The organism is Neisseria sp. GT4A_CT1 (assembly GCF_000227275.1).
GTDB lineage: Bacteria > Pseudomonadota > Gammaproteobacteria > Burkholderiales > Neisseriaceae > Neisseria.
The window spans coordinates 373804-390125 of the sequence record NZ_JH164967.1; the positions used below are offsets into that span (position 1 = coordinate 373804).

The 16322-nt window shown below is 50.9% G+C and carries 17 protein-coding genes and 1 tRNA gene; 9 read left to right on the plus strand and 9 right to left on the minus strand.

Annotation, left to right across the window (positions count from 1 at the left end):
- Positions 1-129 precede the first annotated feature (129 nt).
- Positions 130-1962: a PglL family O-oligosaccharyltransferase gene (locus tag HMPREF1028_RS08540; protein ID WP_009312382.1), complete on the minus strand. Its 1833-nt coding sequence runs from the start codon at positions 1960-1962 to the stop codon at positions 130-132.
- Positions 1962-2324, minus strand: coding sequence for a DUF2069 domain-containing protein (locus HMPREF1028_RS08545; protein WP_049223187.1), 363 nt, complete (start codon positions 2322-2324; stop codon positions 1962-1964). Before HMPREF1028_RS08545 ends, HMPREF1028_RS08540 begins: the two co-directional genes overlap by 1 nt.
- 249 nt (positions 2325-2573) lie before the next feature.
- Between HMPREF1028_RS08545 and HMPREF1028_RS08550 the strand changes: the two genes are divergently transcribed.
- From HMPREF1028_RS08550 to HMPREF1028_RS08560, 3 genes are all read left to right on the plus strand, one after another.
- Positions 2574-3272 (plus strand): peptidoglycan DD-metalloendopeptidase family protein, encoded by a 699-nt coding sequence (locus tag HMPREF1028_RS08550; RefSeq protein WP_009312383.1) that lies wholly within the window; start codon positions 2574-2576, stop codon positions 3270-3272.
- A gap of 511 nt (positions 3273-3783) precedes the next feature.
- Positions 3784-4335, plus strand: coding sequence for a type VI immunity family protein (locus HMPREF1028_RS15720; RefSeq protein WP_009312385.1), 552 nt, complete (start codon positions 3784-3786; stop codon positions 4333-4335).
- Entirely contained in the window at positions 4292-4978 is a 687-nt protein-coding gene (locus HMPREF1028_RS08560) for a type VI immunity family protein (protein ID WP_009312386.1), read from the plus strand. The genes HMPREF1028_RS15720 and HMPREF1028_RS08560 overlap by 44 nt, the downstream gene beginning before the upstream one ends.
- Before the next feature lie 229 nt (positions 4979-5207).
- On the opposite strand, the gene HMPREF1028_RS08565 is transcribed toward HMPREF1028_RS08560, so the two are convergent.
- A complete protein-coding gene (locus tag HMPREF1028_RS08565) occupies positions 5208-5693 on the minus strand; it encodes an SMI1/KNR4 family protein (protein WP_009312387.1) in 486 nt (161 codons plus the stop codon).
- Positions 5694-5823: 130 nt separating this feature from the next.
- Here HMPREF1028_RS08565 and HMPREF1028_RS08570 point away from each other — a divergent pair, with 130 nt between their 5' ends.
- Positions 5824-6240: a hypothetical protein gene (locus HMPREF1028_RS08570; RefSeq protein WP_036529489.1), complete on the plus strand. Its 417-nt coding sequence runs from the start codon at positions 5824-5826 to the stop codon at positions 6238-6240.
- Positions 6241-6494: 254 nt separating this feature from the next.
- Here HMPREF1028_RS08570 and HMPREF1028_RS08575 read toward each other — a convergent pair.
- Positions 6495-6570 (minus strand) — tRNA-Glu (locus HMPREF1028_RS08575).
- A gap of 155 nt (positions 6571-6725) precedes the next feature.
- On the opposite strand from HMPREF1028_RS08575, the gene rdgC reads away from it, so the two are divergent.
- The 4 genes from rdgC (at position 6726) to serS (ending at position 10277) form a co-directional block, all read left to right on the plus strand.
- Positions 6726-7625 carry a recombination-associated protein RdgC gene (rdgC, locus tag HMPREF1028_RS08580; protein ID WP_009312388.1) on the plus strand — a complete coding sequence of 300 codons (900 nt, stop codon included), beginning with the start codon at positions 6726-6728 and terminating at the stop codon, positions 7623-7625.
- Positions 7626-7688: 63 nt separating this feature from the next.
- Complete coding sequence (locus tag HMPREF1028_RS08585; RefSeq protein WP_003776943.1) at positions 7689-8105, plus strand: MORN repeat-containing protein; 417 nt, start codon at positions 7689-7691, stop codon at positions 8103-8105.
- 71 nt (positions 8106-8176) lie between these two features.
- Positions 8177-8743 (plus strand): dCTP deaminase, encoded by a 567-nt coding sequence (gene dcd, locus HMPREF1028_RS08590; protein ID WP_003741335.1) that lies wholly within the window; start codon positions 8177-8179, stop codon positions 8741-8743.
- 238 nt (positions 8744-8981) lie between these two features.
- Positions 8982-10277, plus strand: a complete 1296-nt coding sequence (serS, locus tag HMPREF1028_RS08595; RefSeq protein WP_009312389.1) for a serine--tRNA ligase — start codon at positions 8982-8984, stop codon at positions 10275-10277.
- 155 nt (positions 10278-10432) lie between these two features.
- On the opposite strand, the gene HMPREF1028_RS08600 is transcribed toward serS, so the two are convergent.
- From HMPREF1028_RS08600 to HMPREF1028_RS08615, 4 genes are all read right to left on the minus strand, one after another.
- The gene (locus tag HMPREF1028_RS08600) at positions 10433-10672 is read right to left on the minus strand and encodes a DUF333 domain-containing protein (protein WP_009312390.1); all 240 of its coding nucleotides are present in this window, start codon (positions 10670-10672) and stop codon (positions 10433-10435) included.
- A gap of 230 nt (positions 10673-10902) precedes the next feature.
- The gene (locus HMPREF1028_RS08605; protein ID WP_009312391.1) at positions 10903-12042 is read right to left on the minus strand and encodes a class I SAM-dependent RNA methyltransferase; all 1140 of its coding nucleotides are present in this window, start codon (positions 12040-12042) and stop codon (positions 10903-10905) included.
- Positions 12043-12295: 253 nt separating this feature from the next.
- Positions 12296-13291 (minus strand): ornithine carbamoyltransferase, encoded by a 996-nt coding sequence (locus HMPREF1028_RS08610; protein ID WP_009312392.1) that lies wholly within the window; start codon positions 13289-13291, stop codon positions 12296-12298.
- Between the two features lie 135 nt (positions 13292-13426).
- Positions 13427-14236, minus strand: a complete 810-nt coding sequence (locus HMPREF1028_RS08615; RefSeq protein WP_094113025.1) for a methylated-DNA--[protein]-cysteine S-methyltransferase — start codon at positions 14234-14236, stop codon at positions 13427-13429.
- A 253-nt stretch (positions 14237-14489) separates the two neighbouring features.
- Here HMPREF1028_RS08615 and HMPREF1028_RS08620 point away from each other — a divergent pair, with 253 nt between their 5' ends.
- Positions 14490-15047, plus strand: a complete 558-nt coding sequence (locus HMPREF1028_RS08620; RefSeq protein WP_009312394.1) for a YbhB/YbcL family Raf kinase inhibitor-like protein — start codon at positions 14490-14492, stop codon at positions 15045-15047.
- On the opposite strand, the gene HMPREF1028_RS08625 is transcribed toward HMPREF1028_RS08620, so the two are convergent.
- Positions 15025-15840: a helix-turn-helix transcriptional regulator gene (locus HMPREF1028_RS08625; RefSeq protein ID WP_198006982.1), complete on the minus strand. Its 816-nt coding sequence runs from the start codon at positions 15838-15840 to the stop codon at positions 15025-15027. The two genes, HMPREF1028_RS08620 and HMPREF1028_RS08625, sit on opposite strands and share 23 nt — an antisense overlap.
- Between the last annotated feature and the right edge of the window lie 482 nt (positions 15841-16322).

A 16322-nucleotide genomic window follows, 5' to 3' on the forward strand; every position in this document is an offset into this window, starting at 1 on the left:
ACTATCTGTACTGTCTGCGGCTTCGTCGCCTTGTCCTGATTTAAAGTTAATCCACTATAATAAATAACAAAAGGTCGTCTGAAACCTTGAAATCGGGTTTCAGACGACCTTTTTACATCAGCCTATTGCTTATGGCACGACATCGCAAGACTTCGCTTTTTCGTGCTTAGGCGCGTTGACGAAATCTTTGCAGTCCGCCAGCAGCTTGGGCAAAAGCGGTTGGAACACAGGATGGCTGCGCAGCTTGCCCGCGTAAAACGACATCATGTACGGATAATAATACTGCATCGCCTGCATCCATTTCGCGCCCTCTTCCTTCTTGCCTTGCCGGTAGAGATACAGCGCCACCTGATAAGCGTTGGAATACGGGCGGTAAGACAAGGAATCGATCGCCGCCTTCTCTGCCCAAGGTTTGACCTGCATATCGGTCGGTTCGGCACGGCGGGTCAGGCTGAGGTCGGCATAATAAGCCAGCATCGGGCTGGTTTCAGAAATATGGCGCAAACCGTTAATCTTCCGCCCCGCCATCTCCGTACTTTCATTTTTCGGAATCCTACTGTAATCGACCAAATCGGTATACGTCCAGCCCATATGCAGCAGCCCGCCGATAATCAGCAGCGTAGCAAGCCCGCCCGCCCAATTGCGGCCGCGCATCCAAGCGAGGTCGTCTGAAACGTCTTCATAACGTGCCGGAGCAAGCGCAAACATCAACACAAACGGCGTCAGGAAATAGATATACCACAATGGGTACTCCAACATACTGTGGCACATACTGACGGCAACCATAGACAGCAGCAGCAGCGAAGCCGGATGGTAAGGACGCACCAGCATCCGCCACAGCCCCGCAAGCATCGTCAGGGCAACCAATACCGTACCGACCAGCCCGACTTCGGAGAGCAGTTGTAAAACAATATTGTGCGAATGGGTAAACAACACGCCTAAGATATTATTCGGGAAATACTGCTGCTCTGCATTAATCCAGAAAGTCTGTTGGGCAAAGCTGTTCCAACCGTGTCCGAACCAAGGTGCGGACAAGAAAGCAGTCCAGGCCTTACGCCATTCAATCTGACGCATCGAGCCTTCAAAACCGCTGTTTCCGGCGCGTTCGACCGCCGTTTCATATTGACCGTTGCCCAGCAGTTCCAAAATCGAACCCATCGCAAATTGAAATACCGCCACCAACGCGACCGTCAGGAAAAATATCCGCACCAGCCTCGCAGAATCCCGTCCCGCACGCCAACGCCACACGGGCAAAATCAACGCCACGCCGGCCACATAGCCCAGAATCGTGCGTGAGTTGACCAAGCCCAAGACAGCCGTCATCAGGAAGACCAACAAAAATCCCAGCCAGCCCGGCATTTTGCGGGTTGACCACAAATAAGCCGCCGCCAAAACACCCCACATCAAATAATGCCCGAGGTGGTTGCGCTGCCCAAGCTGACCGCTGACCTCTTTTCCGCTATACACAATCATGTTGCGCAGGAACCCAAGATCGTACCAGCCCTTAAACTGTATAAACGCAATCGCAGCCTGCAGCAACGTACCAAACAGCAGCGACCACGCGAACACCGTCACAATGCGTTCCTGCCCGTAAGCCGCCACCCAGCCGCGGCAAGCCCATACCGCCAAAGCCAGAATGATAAACGTCCACATCACCATATCGTTCATGCCGACGTAAATCAAATCCATCATCCGCGCCTGCAGCCACCAAAATGCCGCCAAAACCAGCAAACCGACGGCCGCCTTAGGCAGGCGCACGCTCAACAAACCCTTATACGCTGTGACCAACACCAGCATCAGCACACCCAGCAACGAAGCCGCTTCCAGATAAAAACTCGACAACGGGCCCACGCGGTAGAAGGACAAAAACGGCGCGGCGCATATCCACAAGAAACAGCACCACAAAGGCAACAAACGTCTGTCCCATTCACTCTTAAGGTCGTCTGAAAAACGCATAAACATTATTTTCCCGCCTTTCTCTGCTGCTTCACAAAAGCCAGGCATGCAACAAAAAACACCAAACACGCCGTCAACGATAAAGCGGCACACACCACCTCGGCAGCACCCGCATTAAACAAACGCATCACCGCCTCGGCAAAATAAATCAAAATCAACATAGAACTATACTGGTAAGTATAAACTTTACCCTTCAAAATACCCGACAACGGCAGGCACAAAGGCAAAGCCTTCAGCGCAAGCCACGAACCGCCGCTGCGCAAAGGCGCAATCCACAGCTCCCAAGATAAAGAAAGGATAATCAAGAAAATCAAGCTGCCGCAAGCAGCCAGATAAGGCAAAGAAGATTTATGAGAAGAAGTATTCACGGATAAAGTTCAACAGGCATCGCGCCGAGTGTAAAATGCAGGATTATACCGAAAACCGAAACAGCCGTTGCAGCCCGACCGTTTCAGACGACCCCGGGCTACCGTCAGCATCCGTCGTATTGCTTTTCAAACTGCCCGACGAATCAAAAAGATATCCCGTCAGGCAGCCGAACATCCCGAAAAAATCCCCAAACAGGTTGAACCTTCACGCCTGCCCATAATCCTACTGATTTATTCTTTTGGTTCTCTATGAAAACAAACCATACCCTATTTTTCAAAACCGCAATTCTCCGTTTGTCCGCATTAGGCTTGGCATTCACGCTTGCCGCGTGTGCCGGCGGCCCATCCACCGGCCCCGTACCCGACGGCTACTACCGCGTCAAACCGGGCGACACCCTCAGCCAAATCGCCAAACGCTACGGACAAAACGTCAACACCTTGGCATCATGGAACAATCTGAACAACGCCTCACAAATCGAAGTCGGACAAGTCTTGCGCGTCCGTAAAAACGCCACCAACCGCCCCCGTTCCGGCAGTACCGACATCAGCAGCGCCAGAACCGTCGCCCCCGTCAACCGCCTAACCCTGCAATGGCCGGTCGACAACGGCAAAAATTCCATCATCCGCGGCTACGACAACGCGACCAACAAAGGCATCGACATCGGCGGCACACTCGGACAAAGCGTCAAATCCGCAGCAGCCGGAACCGTCCTCTACGTCGGCGAAGAAGTGCGCGGCTACGGCAAACTGATTCTCATCAGCCACAGCGACTTCTCCATCACCGCCTACGCACATAACGACACCATTCTGGTTCAAAAAGACCAAAAAGTCGCAGCAGGCCAGCCGATTGCCACCATGGGCAATAGCGACACAGACGGCGTCAAACTGCATTTCGAAGTCCGCATGAACGGCAAAGCCGTCGACCCGATGCAGTACCTGCCCGGCTGAGCCACATCCTAATAAAACCCAAACCAAGCCGCAGCCCGATTCCGACAAACGGATTACAGGTCGTCTGAAATGCGAAAACGCTTCTGTTTTAAGAGACAGAAGCGTTTTTTACAATTTGGCATTCTCGAGGAGATGCTGATGTACCTGCTGGCTACGCCTTGCCCAATCCCCCTTACTAACCTTTACAGGGAAGATATCCTCAAAACTCAAAACACAGATCAAATTAAAAAACAACATTATCAATAAGGGTCGTCTGAAACCCTCTATTCAGACGACCCAATTCTATTTATCCCCACCACCCTCAAACAACCATCCATAACGCATTTCCACCATTCATCATCGTTCATTTGTCCTATCTGCCTTTTTGATTTATGTTCAACTGGAAAAGTACACGAATTCGATGCCCATCACGGTAATCTGCCTACCGAGTCAACAACAGCAACCATATAAAAGAGACAATATGACAACCAAGCTATACGAGTCCCTGCAACGGGAAGCCGATTAAATCCTGATGTATGACGAAGACTACAATATCAATGCCCGTTTGGGACTGACCATATTGATCTACTACACGGGCGGCGGTTCGGTAGCGGGACAACGCAAGACGCTGGAAGCTGCCGAACGCTTTTATTCAAAGTACCATGGGTATTTGAAAATGCATTTTTGGACAGACATGCGCCGTTTTGCACGGCTCAATCCGACCGCATTTCAAAACAAAATAGACCGTACCATTAAAAATGCTGAAGCAGGACGCAGATTTTCATGTGTACTGACTTCTGATACGGAATATGGCCAAAGGGCTCCGGAATATCAGTTCAAAACCCTCTCCTCCCACCCAATAGATGAAAATGGATTGTCTTGCCTTCAAATTACCCTGCCTTTGTCCTTTTTATCGACCACTGCCCAACAGCAGGAATTCGAAGATTGGGTGGAATATGTTTGCAAACAGTTTGATATTTTCCACGGCTATGCCGGACTGACCCTTGCCCTCCCTGATTCCTACTATAAATACCAATTTTATGAATATGCTGTTACCAAACGTTATTGGGGGGGTAACACCTGATTCAGATTCACCCATAACCCTCCTTTGGTACGAAGGTATAAAATCTATCAGCTGGTACACACTTGTCGGTAAGGCGTTTCAGAATAAACTGAACAGCACGGAAATCCAAAACGTTTTGAACCATTATCGTGATATTACACTGAAGACTTATAACGGCACCATGGTATTCAAAGCAGGAAAATTCCCCGATTTGGGAGATAAAACCAAACCGTTGCCCGTTAATTACCTGGTAGTGAACAACCTGATGCGGCCGATACTGACGCAAAAGCTGAATGATTCGCTGCATACCGCCTTCGGCAACGGCAAAAACCGCTACTCAGCTTCCCAAGGCTATTACTGGCTGCATCGTTGGGATAATGCCAATTTTGAAAACGAGATTTTTGATCCTCAAGGGACGAAGCAGGAACTGATGCCTGTTTACCGTGAGAGACCGTTGGAAGCACCTTATGCCGGGATGTGGATACCCGACGATCTCGAGAATGCGATAGAACGACATTTTGAAGAAGGAGAAGTTTTTCCTGATAGAGGAGAGTATTACAAGTACCTCCAAAACGGCACAACGGAAATTGGGAAAGGCTATTGTATCTGGCGTTTGGTTAAACGGGACGATGGTGGCAGTGTGCTGCAGGCTTCAGAGTTTTAATGTTCCGATATTGCTGCGCCGACGTTTCAGACGACCCTAGTGGACTGTAGCCGTATAAGTTGTTCAGACTTCCCTAAGCCCTTTTATAGTTGTAAGCTTTGTCAGTAACTGCGCACCGCCGTCGACAGGAGCGATTCGCGATAGAGGTCGTCTGAAACCTGTGATCAGAAAATCTTAAAAACATATTGAAAGCATCTAAATTTTAGGATTCCATATAGGCTATAGCTTACTAATATAACTTTCTCAGCAATTCCAAAAAATTATCCGCCACTATCCCCACTTCTTCATCAATAGAATCAATATTATGATTGAAAAAACGAATTTTTCCGTCCAAAGATAAAATAATACTATCACCTGAAGGGGTATTCGCAATAGGTAACCCGTATTGTTTAAAATCTGGATATATATCAATAATGGAGTTAAGCTTATAGTCAGATTTAAAAGACAAAAAATGGTCTATAACTATATTATTACCCTTTATTCTAACTTTAGATGGAATTCCTCCATTGTGTTTAAGTAAAAATTGAATATAATTTTCATCAATTCGCCAGCCTAAATTATCTTGTAATTGGGCAATCTCATCAGGCTCGGGATTATTTGAATGATGCGCCTTAATTAAATTTTGTAAGGTTTTTTTATCCGGCAAAATTCCGTATTCTCTCATTTGCTGAACGTCAGTTTGACTCAAACCAAATTTTTTAAATTTAATATTCATCTTCAAATTACTCCTATAACCTATTTATTCAAACCATTTAAATTTTATATTTTATTTCTTTATATTATTCACAATAAAACAGGAATAATATGCAAGATATTTTACAGAAAACTTAAAATAGCGATACTATATGTTTGATTTTTTTATTAAAAATCCAATCTCTATAGATGAAATTATAGAATTTCTTGCCTCAGCCTTAGGCTGTTCTTCAAATAAAATTCTAGCAACCACTTTTGAAAAACTTAATGATCCAAGTTTTTCAGAAAATGATTTGAATGAAATATGCTGCCTTTGTATTTATTCTAACGTTAATGGTGATGCTTCTTGGCTTGTGAATTTATATCGGATTTCAGCAATAGATGATGAAATTAGAGATAAAATTATAGCAGTATCTCAACTCAAACATATTGTCTGTTATATCCCTAATGATGACTTTAATGGATATTTATTGACTGGAGAATCGAAAAATCCAATTCAAGTTTATGAAGATGAAGATATAGAAGAGGAAAATACATATCTATTTAACAAACCAATATCAACCTACTGAATATAAAAAAATTTTTGACTCAAGGATTTAAAACCCAAGGTCGTCTGAAAAATATTTCAGACGGCCTTACCTACACAAAACTCCAATGCAATTTACAATATTGCTTCTAAGATACTGATAATAAATTTGAATTTTATACTTCATAAAGCAAGCCAAAATTCCTTTGACGGCTATATTAAACACCCAACCCCATCCATTCCCAAAGACAAAAAAATAAACCCTTACTGTTCTCCAGTAAGGGTTTATTGAAAATCTGGCACGCCCACGGGGATTCGAACCCCGGTTGCCGCCGTGAAAGGGCAGTGTCCTAGGCCTCTAGACGATGGGCGCGTAACCGAGTTGCGAACTATACATAAGCGTTAAAACGCTGTCAACGGGTTTGGGGGTTTTTATGGTCAAATCGGTTTCAGACGACCCTTCTGCGCCTTATCTTTGTATCCGCTTTGCCTGTATAATGCCGCTTTTAATGAAAAGGAAAACAAACCATGTGGTTCAAGCAGATCAGTTTTTATCCGCTCAACAAAGAAAAGCTGCCCGAAGCGGACGTACTTGCCGACAAACTTGCAGAGGCTGAATTTACCCGCTGCCAAGGTTTGGATTGGTCCAGCGAAGGCTTTGCCGCACCGGTTTCGTTCTCTCCCGAACTCGTTTTCCCTGCCGACTTTACTTTGCGCGTCGCCCTGAAAAAAGAAGAAAAAGTCCTGCCTGCCGGCGTCATCCGCGATATTCTGGAAGAGAAGGTGGCGGAAATCCAAAACAATGAAGCCCGCAATGTCGGCCGCAAGGAAAAACAAGAGCTTAAAGAACAGATTACAGACGACCTGCTGCCCCGCGCGTTTACCCGCAGCAGCCGCACTGAAGCGGTGTTCAATACCCGCCACGGCTATCTGCTCGTCAATAACGCGGCTTCCGCCAAAGCGGAAAACATCCTGACCAAGCTGCGCGAAGCCTTGGGCGGTTTGGAAGCCTCGCTGCCGAATACCAAGCAATCGCCCTCTTCCCTGATGACCGAGTGGCTGTTGCAAGGGCATTGCGAAGGCGGTTTTGAATTGGACAGCGATTGCGAACTCAAAGGTGTGGGCGATGTTGTTCCCGTCGTCAAAGTGTCCAAACAAGATTTGACCGCCGATGAAGTGGTCCAACACGTCAAAAACGGTAAAACCGTAACCCAGCTAGGCTTGGTGTGGCGCGAACAAATCGCCTTCATCCTCACGCAAGATTTCACGCTCAAGCGCATCCAATACCTCGACGTATTGCAGGAAGAAGCCGAAAGCAACGGCGACGATGCCGCCAGCCTTGCCTTCGCCTCGCAAATCCTGATGGCGGAATCCGTCAGCACCATGTTGGAAGAGCTGGTTTCCTATTTGGGCGGCTGGCAAGACTAATTTTTCAGACGACCTTTACACGATAAAAGGTCGCCTGAAACCTACCTTCGATGGACAACCTTTATGTTTAAACACCTCGCATTCCTGCCGCTCGCCATTATGCTTGCCCTCCCCGCCTCGGCCGCCGTCCTGACTTCCTATCAGGAACCGGGCTGCACCTACGACGGCGATGTCGGCAAAGACGGCAAACCTGCCGGCAAAGGCACATGGCGCTGCCAAGACGGACGCAGCTACACCGGCGCATTTAAAAACGGCAAATTCGACGGACAAGGCGTTTACACCGTCTCCGCCAACCGCGAAACCTTCATCGAGCCGTTCAATTCCAACAGCACCAAGTTCCGCAACATGGTACTGTCGGGCACGTTCAAAAAAGGCCTGGCACACGGCAAATTCACCGCCTCGCAAAACGGCGAAACCGTCTTCATCATGAAATGCGAAAACGGCATGATTAAAGAAGTGAAACTGCCCAAAACCAAATAACCCCGTCCCGCATTTTCAGACGACCTCTCCGCAGACGCCGTCTGAAAACCGCAAGAAACAAGGAAAACATTATGAGCATCAAGTCCGACAAATGGATACGCCGCATGAGCGAAGAGTTCGGCATGATCGACCCCTTCGAGCCGAACCAAATCAAAGAAGCCAACGGACAGCGCATCATCTCCTACGGCACGTCCAGCTACGGCTACGACATCCGCTGCGCCAACGAATTTAAAATTTTCACCAACATCAACAGTACCATCGTCGATCCCAAAAACTTCGACCCGAAAAACTTCGTCACCGTCGAAGACGACTGCTGCATCATCCCGCCCAACTCCTTCGCACTGGCGCGCACGGTCGAATACTTCCGTATCCCGCGCAACGTCCTGACCGTCTGCTTGGGCAAATCCACCTACGCCCGCTGTGGCATCATCGTCAACGTCACCCCGTTCGAACCGGAATGGGAAGGCTACGTGACCCTCGAGTTTTCCAACACTACCCCTCTGCCCGCCAAAATCTATGCCGGCGAAGGCGTGGCGCAAGTCCTCTTCTTCGAGAGCGACGAAATCTGCGAAACTTCCTACAAAGACCGCAACGGCAAATACATGGGACAAACCGGCGTCACTCTGCCGAAAACCTGATGATGGCAAGCCGCCGCCCGTGTTTTACAGACATTGAGGGGATTAGGAAAAACAAATCTGACGGCATCGGGTTTAGCGTATCCGAATCCGTCCGAGGTCGTCTGAAAACTTAAATCCGGCGTTTCAGACGACCCTTTTCATATCCGCCGCAAAGCCCGTCCCCAAACGCTTCCATTGTGAAAATATCCTTAATTTGGTTTACAATGATGCCATTTCCAAATCTTATCGAGAGAACAAAATGTTAGACATCCAACAGCTCCGCAGCCACACCGCAGCCGTCGCCGAACGTTTGGCGCAGCGCGGTTACGAGTTTGATACCGCACGTTTCAATGCCTTGGAAGAGCAGCGCAAAGCCGTCCAAGTGAAAACCGAAGAACTGCAAGCCTCGCGCAATAGTATTTCCAAACAAATCGGCGCATTGAAAGGACAGGGCAAACATGAAGAGGCGCAGGCGGCAATGGATCAAGTCGCCCAAATCAAAACCGATTTGGAGCAGGCGGCCGCCGATTTGGATGCCGTTCAGAAAGAATTGGACGCATGGTTGTTAAGCATTCCCAACCTGCCGCACGAAAGCGTACCCGTCGGCAAAGACGAAACCGAAAATGTCGAAGTCCGCAAAGTCGGTACGCCGCGCGAATTTGACTTTGAAATCAAAGACCATGTCGATTTGGGCGAACCTTTGGGTTTGGATTTCGAAGGCGGCGCGAAACTGTCCGGCGCGCGCTTTACCGTCATGAAAGGTCAAATCGCCCGCCTGCACCGCGCGCTGGCGCAATTCATGCTCGATACGCACACGCTGAAACACGGCTACACCGAGCATTACACACCCTACATCGTGGACGACACCACCCTGCAAGGCACAGGCCAACTGCCTAAATTTGCAGAAGATTTGTTCCATGTTACCCGCGGCGGCGACGAGAGCAAAAAAACGCAATATCTGATTCCGACCGCCGAAGTGACGCTGACCAACACCGTTGCCGACAGTATCGTGGCAGGCAGCGATTTGCCGCTGAAGCTGACCGCCCATTCCCCATGTTTCCGCTCCGAAGCAGGCGCATACGGTAAAGACGTGCGCGGCCTGATTCGACAACACCAATTCGACAAAGTGGAAATGGTGCAAATCGTTCATCCCGAAAAATCATACGAAGCGCTGGAAGAAATGGTCGGCCATGCCGAAAACATCCTGAAGGCTTTGGAACTGCCCTACCGCGTGATTACCCTGTGTACCGGCGACATGGGCTTCGGCGCAACCAAAACCTATGACTTGGAAGTCTGGGTTCCCGCACAAAACACCTACCGCGAAATCTCAAGCTGCTCCAACTGCGAAGATTTCCAAGCCCGCCGCATGAAGGCGCGTTTCAAAGACGAAAACGGCAAAAACCGCTTGGTACATACTTTGAACGGCTCCGGCTTGGCAGTCGGCCGTACTTTGGTCGCGGTTTTGGAAAACCATCAAAACGCCGATGGCAGCATCAATATTCCTGCTGCTTTGCAGCCTTATATGGGCGGCGTAACCAAACTGGAAGTCCAATAAACCGTGTAGCTGCATTCCATCGCCAACACATCAAAAGGTCGTCTGAAACCCTTAAACAAGGTTTCAGACGACCTTTTCGTTATCGGCTGTATCTGCCGAAATCAAAGCAACCATATCGAGCCTAAGCGTCCGAAGCGCGACGGCTCAATGCGTTATTACTGATTGTGCTGGCGGAAATATGCCCATTCTTCGACGACCGTACCGTCCGGCAGATGGCAAAGCGCATATTCGCCGCCGTCTTTGTCTTTTTTCATTTCCAATTTCCCGCCCTGCTTCACGCAAAACTCAGAAGCCGGATTTGCCGCGCCGACTGTCGGCGCTTCTTGTTGGGCGGATGTATTGCAGGCTGCCAAAACCGTAGCGGCGGCAATGCTCAAAACAACAGGTTTCATCATATTATTTCCTTTCGATATTGTGATTCAGACGACCTCAGCCCGAATTTCAGAGAACGATTCTCTAAGGTGCTGAAGCACCAAGTGAATCGATTCCGTACTATCTGTACTGTCTGCGGCTTCGTCGCCTTGTCCTGATTTAAAGTTAATCCACTATATTTCTTCCAAACGAAAAGGTCGTCTGAAAACGGAAACAGCGTTGCCGCCGCTTTTCAGACGACCTTCAACCGTATTTATCGGTTCGACCCTTTGACCATATCCATCAAAAACAGGCGGCAGTCTAAGTTGCCGTTGTAGAGCGGGATTTTGCGTTTGGGTGAAAGGCGCATGAATTTCGGCATATCGCGGTCGCCGGTAAACATTCCCGCCAACCAGCCTGCGTAATGCTGCTTCAGCCACGCGCCCAACTGCGGATAAAGGGCTTGCAGGGCTTGGACTTCGGCAAGGCGGACGCCGTAAGGCGGATTGGAAATCAAAATGCCGCCTTCCCCGTTCGGACGGGTATCCTGCGCGTCTTTGACTTCAAAACGGATAAACGTGTCCACCTCGGCAGCTTGGGCGTTGGCAACGGCAGCGCGGATCATATGGCGATCGTTGTCGCTGCCTGAAATCGGGGCAGACGCAGGGCGGATTTGCGTTTCGGCTTCGTGTTGCAGCTTTTTCCAAAGGGCGGCATCGAAGTTTTTCAGCTTTTCAAACCCGAAACGGCGCATCAAACCGGGCGCGCGGCGGGTGGCAATCCACGCGGCTTCGATGACGATGGTGCCGCTGCCGCAAAACGGGTCTTGGAAAGGCTGCGAGCCGTCATAGCCTGCCAGCAGCAGCAACCCTGCCGCCAAGTTCTCGCGCATCGGCGCTTCGCCTGTGTCTTGGCGGTAGCCGCGTTTGAACAAGGCTTCACCGGATGTGTCGATGAAAATTTGAATGTCGCGCTCGTCGATAAAGGCATGGATGCGGATGTCGGGGCGGATTTTGCCGACGCTGGGGCGCGCGCCGCAAGCGTCGCGGAACACGTCGCACACGGCATCTTTGATTTTCAGTCCGACGAAATCCAAACTTTTGACTTGGGCGCGTTTGCCTTCTACTTTGACTTTGAAGGTTTGTTCCAAGTCGAACCAATCCGTCCAGCGGATATTTTTCGCCGCTTTATAAATATCTTGCTCGTTGCGGTAGCCGCTTTTGGTCAGGCGCAGCAACACGCGGCTGGCAGTGCGCGAATGCAGGTTGATGCGGTACACCTGCTCCATACCGCCTTTGCACGCGACGCCGCCGTCAACGGCGCGGATGTCTTGGCATTTGAGTTGTTCGAGTTCTTGGGATAAAGGGGCTTCGAGACCGCGCGGGCAGGTAACGAAGAGGGAATAAGTGGTCATGCGAACCTTTCGGATGGGCGGCGTATTCGGATGGCGGATTAAACTTCAATCTGGACAGGCGGAGCCATGCCAAACCCGTTTAAACTGAACCCGCCATGCCTCTGCCGCATATTGTTCCGTCGCCGCTTGGAGGGGCGCGCGGATAAAAATGTGATGGACGTGATTATAAAGGATATAAAGGCAAAAGGTCGTCTGAAAACCCGTTATATTGATTTTCAGACGACCTTTTTAATGGATTCAAACAGAAACGCCGTCAATCCCCCAGCGCCGCCACCATCACCGCTTTAATCGTGTGCATCCGGTTTTCCGCTTGGTCGAACACGATGCTGGCGGGGCTTTCGAATACTTCTTCCGTTACTTCCACGCCGTTTAAGCCGAAGGTTTCGTAAATCCATTCGCCGACTTTGGTTTCGCGGTTGTGGAAGGCGGGCAGGCAGTGCATGAATTTGACCTGCGGATTGCCCGATGCTGCCATCAGCTCGGGAGTAACACGGTAATCTTTCAATAAATCAATGCGTTCCTGCCACGCCTCTTTCGGCTCGCCCATGCTGACCCACACGTCGGTATGGATGAAATCGACGCCTTTGACGGCTTGTTCCGCGTTTTCGGTCAACAATATTTTCCCGCCGGTTTCTTCAGCGACGGCGCGGGCGCGGGCGATGATGTTTTCAGACGGCCACAAGGTTTTCGGTGCGCCGATACGCACGTCCATGCCGAGCTTCGCGCCCAACACCAGCAGCGAATTTGCCATGTTGTAACGCGCGTCGCCGACGTAGGCAAACGCGGTTTGGTTCAAAGGTTTGCCGCTGTGTTCGCGCATGGTCAGCGCGTCGGCAAGCATTTGGGTGGGGTGGAACTCGTTGGTCAGACCGTTGAAAACAGGCACGCCGGCGTATTTCGCCAATTCTTCGACCACGTCCTGCCCGAAGCCGCGATATTCGATGCCGTCGTACATCCTGCCTAAAACGCGGGCTGTGTCTTTGATGCTTTCCTTATGCCCGATTTGGCTGGCGGACGGCTCCAGATAAGTGACCCCCGCCCCTTGGTCGCGCGCGGCGACTTCAAACGCGCAGCGGGTGCGGGTCGATGTTTTTTCAAAAATCAGGGCGATGTTCTTCCCTTTCATCCGCTGCACTTCGTGCCCTGCCTTTTTGGCGGCTTTCAACTCGGCGGCAAGGTCGAGGTAGGCGGTGATTTCTTCGGGCGTGAAGTCCAAAAGTTTCAGGAAATGGCGGTTTTTCAGGTTCATATTCGTATTTCTCCTTTCCAGCAGGTCGGGCATTGATGAGCAATCTGCCGCTGCTCTATTGTAGTCAGGTCGGATTTTCGAATCCGATAATTTCAATCGGCGTTGTCGGGTACCAGTATCCGACTTACCTCAAAATCAAAACAAGGTCGTCTGAACTTCGCCGCGTTCCAAAGCAAGCAGCGACTGTTTGCGGTTCAGGCCGCCCGCGTAGCCGGTCAACTTGCCGTCGCTGCCGATGACGCGGTGGCAGGGAATCAGGATGGACACTTTGTTCTGCCCGTTGGCGGCGGCAACGGCGCGGACGGCTTTGGGATTGCCCAAACGCTGCGCCTGCTCCTTGTAGCTGCGCGTTTCGCCGTAAGGAATCGCCAAGAGCGCATCCCATGCCTGCTTTTGAAATTCAGTGCCAATCTGCTCCAAAGGCGTGGCAAAGGTTTTCAGACGACCCTTGAAGTATAAGTCCAATTCCTGCCGCAGAAGTTGCGTTCGCTCATCTTCCCGAAACACAAACCGTCCGCGCAAGGCTTTTTGGACGGCGGTAATTTCCTGCTCCATATGTTTCTGCCCGACAAACTCCAGCAAACACAAACCCTTACCGCCAAACACCGCCAGCATCTCGCCCAAAGGCGTGGCAATGGCGGCTGCGGTCAGTTCGTTCAAGCTGTCAGGATAACGTGCTTCCAGCAGGCGGATGGCTCTGCGGATGCGGACATATTCTTCAGGCGCGCAACCGATACGGTCGATAAAATCCTGCTCGAACTGCTTGGCTTCGTGTTCCGTCAGATTGGGATACGGCATGACTTCACACTCAAAAACTTGGGTTTCGAGCCAATGGCGGATTTCATCCCATTTTGACGGCAGATTGTTTAAGGAAGGCAGGGTAATCATTCGTTTGCTCCGTATCTCTATCATGGATTTGACGGCAAAATCCCCAATTTTCGCCATTCCCGCACGCCGATGCAGGAACGGGCTATGACGTAAATCTTGAGGTTTGGGTTGCGGCAATTCCTAAATATTCGATATTTCTAAAGCCTCAGGGAAAGGAATTAAAGACTTCAGACGACCTGCAAAGGGTCGTCTGAAACCACGATTTTTGCATTTGCGCATTTCGGCACATCATCCAACCGTTTCGGCACATTCCTGCCTCCATTGACAGCCTATAATGAATCCACTTATTCATCAAGCAAAGGAATCATCTATGCAAACCCGCATCCTCTCCGCCGTACTGCTGGCTTTTTCAACCGCTGCCTTTGCCGAGGGCGCATTCACGCTGCAATTCGACAACCCGTCCAAAGACGGCGGCTTCACGCAAAACCAGCTTTTGAGCGCGCCTTACGGCTTTGGCTGTTCGGGCGGCAATGCTTCGCCCGCGCTGTCGTGGAAAAATCCGCCCGCAGGGACAAAAAGTTTCGTCCTGACCGTTTACGATAAAGACGCGCCGACCGGTCTGGGCTGGATGCACTGGGTGGTCGCCGACATTCCCGCCGATGTCCGCCGCCTGCCCGCAGGCATTACCGCGCAAGGCGGCAGGCTGCCCAAAGGCGCGCTGCAAACCCGCACAGACTTCGGCACTCCGGGCTACGGCGGCGCGTGTCCTCCCGAAGGCAGGAAACACCGCTACGAATTCACGCTCACCGCGCTGAAAGTCGCCAAGCTGCCAAACATCACCGCCGAATCCACACCCGCGCTGGTCGGTTTCTTTACTAGGGCAAACAGCTTGGGCGAAGCAAAATTCACGGTCGAACACCAACGCTGACCTGCCCCGTACGCCGATATGCCGCCGGCTCCGCTTCCGAGCGGACCGCCGACGGTACGCAACCGAACCGCTCTTTGAAGCGCGCGCTGAAACGGGACGGACAGTCATAGCCGACCGCGCCGGCAATCTGCGCCACCGGCCATTGCGTAACCTGCAACAGCGTCAGCGCGCGCATCATGCGTACATCCGTCAGCAGCGTACGGAAATTCGTGTCCTGCCGCGCCAACCGCCGCCGCAACGCGGCCTCGCTGCAATTAAGCCGCTGCGCCAGCATCGCCGACGACCAGTCCGCAGCCATATCGGCGGTAATCAGTTTGCGGATTTGCCGCATCAGGTTGACGCCTTCGTACACGGTAAAACCGATGCCGTCATGCTGCAACCACGCCAACACGCCGCAAAGCGCGGCCTCCGCCGCATTGTGCGGCACTTCTTCATCCGCCAGTACCGTAGCCGCATAATCAAACGCCGCGTTCATCCGCCCGGGGTGCGGCAGCTTCACCGCATCGCACACTGCCTGTGCCGTCCCGTATTGTGCGGCAAACCTTTCTATGGCTTCCTGTTCGAAAGCAATCCATTGCGCCTGATAGAGGTCGTCTGAATCGGGAATATTGATGACGTCAAACGTCTGCCCGCCTGCCAAGGCAACAACCTCACCCGCCGCAATCCTCAATTCGCGCCCCGCCCACCGCAGCTTCTTGCATCCGCGCCGCACGATAACCACGGTCGGTTCATGTACCGCCACGCTGCGGTACAAGGCGGTATGATGTTGCACGATGCCGCCTAAAGCACCCAATCGTTCACGCGTATGAAAGTAATTTGACGGCACGGTTATATTCCTCAATGTTTCAACACACAGGGCTGCACATAAGGCGCAGCCCTGTTTACCCTGATTTGGAAGGGGTTACTTCCCAAAAAATAAACAAAATTCTACTGCCCTGAGGGGCCGGGTTTCAACCATATTCCGTCGGCGTGCCTGCAACTTGGCTCCCTCCCCTGTAGGGGAGGGTTGGGGAGAGGGTAAAACGGGGCAGATACAGACAATATTTCCGTTGCCGACCCAATGCCCTCTCCCTAACCCTCTCCCACAGGAGAGGGAATGGATTGCCGTTCAAATAAATCGCTCCACATAAAAATCAATGCGTTATCTCAAACTCACGTTAGGTCTAATCAAATTGTCAGACATCCATATCCGACAAGCAATCTGCTTTTCAGACGGCCTTACAAATTTAAGTTTGACGTGCGTTCGAAATAAGGCAGTTGATGCAAAGCCAAATT